The organism is Natrinema soli, assembly GCF_028618695.1.
The window spans coordinates 1-3,765 of sequence record NZ_JAQIVI010000606.1; the positions used below are offsets into that span (position 1 = coordinate 1).

Genomic DNA, 3,765 nt, shown 5'->3' on the forward strand with positions numbered 1-3,765 from the left:
TTCTTCCACTTCGTCCTCGACCCAGTAGGGGAGCTTGCGGCCGTCGGGCATGCGATCGGCCTCGTCGACGATGCCCTCTTCCCACTCGTTCGGGAAGCCGGTCACGTCCCGGCCGTTGACGATGAACGCGCCGTGGCTGTCGCGCGCGAAGGCGAGCATCCCGACGGCGTGACAGACGACCAGGGCCTTGCCGTCGCCCTCGACGATGTCGCGGAGGAGTTCGCGGGCGTGTTTGTCCTGATTGATGTCCCACTCGGTGCCGTGGCCACCGGGGAAGACGACGGCGTCGTACCCCTCGGCGTCGGCCTGTGCGACCGAGATCGGATCGTTCAGCCGCTCGTCGGTCTCGGCGACTTCACGGACGTGCTCGGCGGTCTCCTCGCCGACCTGTTCCGGATCGAGCGATCGTTCGTCGACGACCGGCGGATCGCCCGACGGCGTCGCGACCGTGATCTCGACGCCCGCTTCGGTGAGCGTCTCGAGCGGCTCGACGCATTCCTCTCCCCAGTATCCTTCTTCGCTGACGACGAATAGTGCGTCCGTCATATCCCACCCTACGACCGGCAGCGTAAAAACGGCCAGCCCACCCCTCGGTTCTGCCGCAATCCCCGCACACACGTTCATCGGGGAGACAGTCACTCGGACCGAGGGTGGCCTTTTTCGCCGTCGACCGTCTACGTTCGATAGGTGACACCATGGCAGACCGACCGCGTCCGTTCGACGGCATCGACGACCTGCTCGACCGACTGAACCGCCAGATCGAGACGGCGGCGCGCTCGTGGGAAACACAGGTCGACAACCGGAGCAAGCTCGACCTCTCGACGGGCGGCTCGACGACGAGTCTGGACCTCGCCGACGAGGGCGACGAGTTCGTCGTCACCGTCGACGTCCCCGGCTACGAGAGCGACGACCTGGAGTTGCGCCTCTCCGGCGAGTCGCTGGCCGTCTCCGGGCAGCGAGAACACAGTCAGGAGATCGGCGGCGACGAAGAGAATTACATCCGTCGAGAACGGAAGACCGAGTCGTTCAGCCGGCAGATTCGGCTTCCCGAACCGGTCGACGCCGACACGGTTCAGGCCAGCGTCAACAACGGCATCCTGACGGTGCGGCTGCCGAAGCGCGAGGCGGACGAGGAGGCGCACTCGATCGACATCGACTGAGACGGACTGCTGTGCGTCAGCCCACTGACGAACCGTGCATCGGGCGAACGCTGACTCGACGAGTCGGGCCGTTCGCCGGTTTCGGCATCAGTCGTCGAGGTTCAGCGCGTCGAAGAACCGACGGGTGAGCCGCCCGCCGACGAACTCGAGGAGTGCGCCGTCGTCGTCGTCCTCGTCCGCGAAGAGCCCGAGTTCGATCCGGCCGCCGGCCATGTCGTGGTGGCCGCCGACGGCACCGAGTTCGTCGAACCCCTCCTCCAGCGTCTCGCCCATGTGAACTCGCGGATCGATCGAGCGGCCGCTCAACCGAATCGCGTCGCCGACGACGCCGTAGACCAACACGGTGTCCACTCCCTCGAGGTTGAGCAGGTAGTCCGCCGCCTGCGGAAGCGCGTCGGTCTCGCCGGTCTTGCCGACGCTCGCGACGAGGGACGAGCCCCGTCGCTCTCGACTGGCGATCGCCCGGCCGATCGCGTCGAGCGTCCCCGGAGAGAACGCGCTGCCGTACAGCTGCTCGAGGATCTCGAGGTCGGCGTCGGGATAGACGGCGAGCGCGGCCTCGTACTCGCGTCGCGTGGGTTCGCGGACGAAATCCAGCCGCTCGCGGTGGAGCGCGAAGAGGAGCGCGGAGGCGAGCCGCGTCGTCAGGTCGACCTCGAGTTCCTGCAGATACTCGATGAAGATGGTCGCGGTCGCACCGTATTCGTCGCGAACGTCCTCGAACGCGGCGTCGGCCGACTCGCCCGGGTGGTGATCGACGACGACGTCGGGAGTGACGCCCGCCGGCACTTCGGTGTTCGCCCCCGGCCTGGTGTGGTCGACGAAGCTCACGCTGTCGTACTCCCCGATCGCGGTCCTCGAAAGCGGTCGGAGACTGATATCGAGGAGGTTGACGAACGCGCGGTTTTGCTGGTGGGAGATCTCGCCGCCGTAGGCGATCGTCACCTCCTCGACGTCGTGGTTTCGCGCGATCGCTTCGAGCGCGAGCGCGCTGGCGAGACAGTCCGGATCCGGATTGTCGTGGCAGACGATCGCCAGCGAGTCCGTCGTCTCGAGGACGGACACGAGCTCGGCCGCGCGTGACATACCGGAGATACGGTGACGAGACGCTTGAATCCCGCGTCGAGTCTCACGGAGTACGACTGGCCGTCGACCTGATGAGCGGACGGACGTTCGTGATCATCGATCATCACAAAGCGTACAGTTATTTCACACCGGGCACCCGAAGAACGAGTATGCGAGACGCGTACCTCGTCGGTGCGGGGCAGTCGGATTACGGGGCTTTCCCGTCGGAGAGCTACCGGTCACTGTTCCGGACGGCGTTCGATGCGGCGACGAACAGCGTACCGAAGGGACTCGAGGCCGAAGACGTCGACGAGGCGTTCGTCGGTAACCTCGGCGTCGGCGGCCGCCAGCTCGGCCTCTCCGGACCTGCGGTAACCGAACACGTCGGCCTCGACGGCGTCCCCTGTACCCGCGTCGAGAACGCCTGCGCGGCCAGCGGCTTTGCGGTGCGGCAGGCCGTCCAGGCCGTCAAATCGGGAATGGCGGACATCGTCCTCGCGGGCGGCTTCGAGATCATGTCGGATATGAGCTCGGACGCGACGAAGTACTGGCTCGGCGTCTCGGGTGAGACCGAGTGGGAACGCCTCTCCGGCACGACGTTCTCCGGCGTTTACGCCCAGATGGCCAGCGTCCACATGGAACGGTACGGGACCACGCGCGAACACCTCTCCCGGGTCGCCGTCAAGAACCACTCGAACGGCGCGAAGAATCCCCACGCCCAGTTAGGATTCGAGTGCTCGCTCGAGGACGCCCAGTCCGCCCCGGTCGTCGCGGACCCGCTCAATCTCTATCACTGCTGTCCGACCTCGGACGGCGCGGCCTGTGCGCTGATCGTCAGCGAGGACGTCGTCGACGACTACACGGACGATCCGATCCGGGTCGCCGGCGTCGGTGCCGGCAGCGACACCGTCGGCCTCTTCCAGCGCGATACGTACACCGGCGTGCCGGCGAGCCAGCGGGCGGCCGAATCGGCCTACGAGATGGCCGATGTCGCACCCGACGAGCTCGACTTCGCGGAGGTCCACGACTGCTTCGCGATCGCGGAACTGCTGGCCTACGAGGATCTCGGATTCTGTGAGAAAGGTGAGGCCGGGCAGCTCATCGAGTCAGGCGCGACCGAACTCGGCGGCGAGTTGCCGGTCAACACCTCGGGCGGCCTCAAGTCGAAGGGCCATCCCATCGGCGCGACCGGTGCCGGCCAGGTCGTCGAGGCATACAAGCAGCTCTCCGGCAAGGCCGGTGAGCGACAGGTCGAGAACCCCGCACGCGGGCTCACCCACAACGTCGGCGGCAGCGGTGGTGCGTCCGTGGTTCACATCTTCGAGAAGGAACGGGAGGTGAGCGCATAATGGCGGCCGCAATCACCGGTGTCGGCGCGTACGCGCCGCGGTTCCGCATCAGTAGCGAGGCCTTCGAGGAGGCCTGGGGTCAGTTCCACGCCTCCGGCGTGACCGAGAAGGCCGTTCCCTCGGCCGACGAGGACGCCCTGACGATGGCCTACGAGGCCGCGACGCGAGCGCTCGAGGCGGCGGCGACCGAC

The 3,765-nt window shown here is 66.9% G+C and carries 4 protein-coding genes and 1 pseudogene; 3 read left to right on the top strand and 2 right to left on the bottom strand.

The features are described from left to right. On the bottom strand, positions 1-546 hold a 546-nt coding region (locus PGX04_RS27640; protein ID WP_273741419.1), incomplete at its 3' end, for a type 1 glutamine amidotransferase domain-containing protein. Positions 547-695: 149 nt separating this feature from the next. Here PGX04_RS27640 and PGX04_RS27645 point away from each other — a divergent pair. Next, complete coding sequence (locus PGX04_RS27645; RefSeq protein ID WP_273741420.1) at positions 696-1,160, top strand: Hsp20/alpha crystallin family protein; 465 nt, start codon at positions 696-698, stop codon at positions 1,158-1,160. An 87-nt stretch (positions 1,161-1,247) separates the two neighbouring features. Here the strand turns inward: PGX04_RS27645 and PGX04_RS27650 are convergent, their stop codons facing one another. Further along, positions 1,248-2,246: a DHH family phosphoesterase gene (locus PGX04_RS27650; RefSeq protein WP_273741421.1), complete on the bottom strand. Its 999-nt coding sequence runs from the start codon at positions 2,244-2,246 to the stop codon at positions 1,248-1,250. A 149-nt stretch (positions 2,247-2,395) separates the two neighbouring features. On the opposite strand from PGX04_RS27650, the gene PGX04_RS27655 reads away from it, so the two are divergent. Continuing rightward, positions 2,396-3,574 carry a thiolase domain-containing protein gene (locus tag PGX04_RS27655; RefSeq protein WP_273741422.1) on the top strand — a complete coding sequence of 393 codons (1,179 nt, stop codon included), beginning with the start codon at positions 2,396-2,398 and terminating at the stop codon, positions 3,572-3,574. Beyond that, positions 3,574-3,765, top strand: a pseudogene (locus tag PGX04_RS27660) (ACP synthase); the annotation flags it as partial. The gene PGX04_RS27655 and the pseudogene PGX04_RS27660, both read left to right, overlap by 1 nt.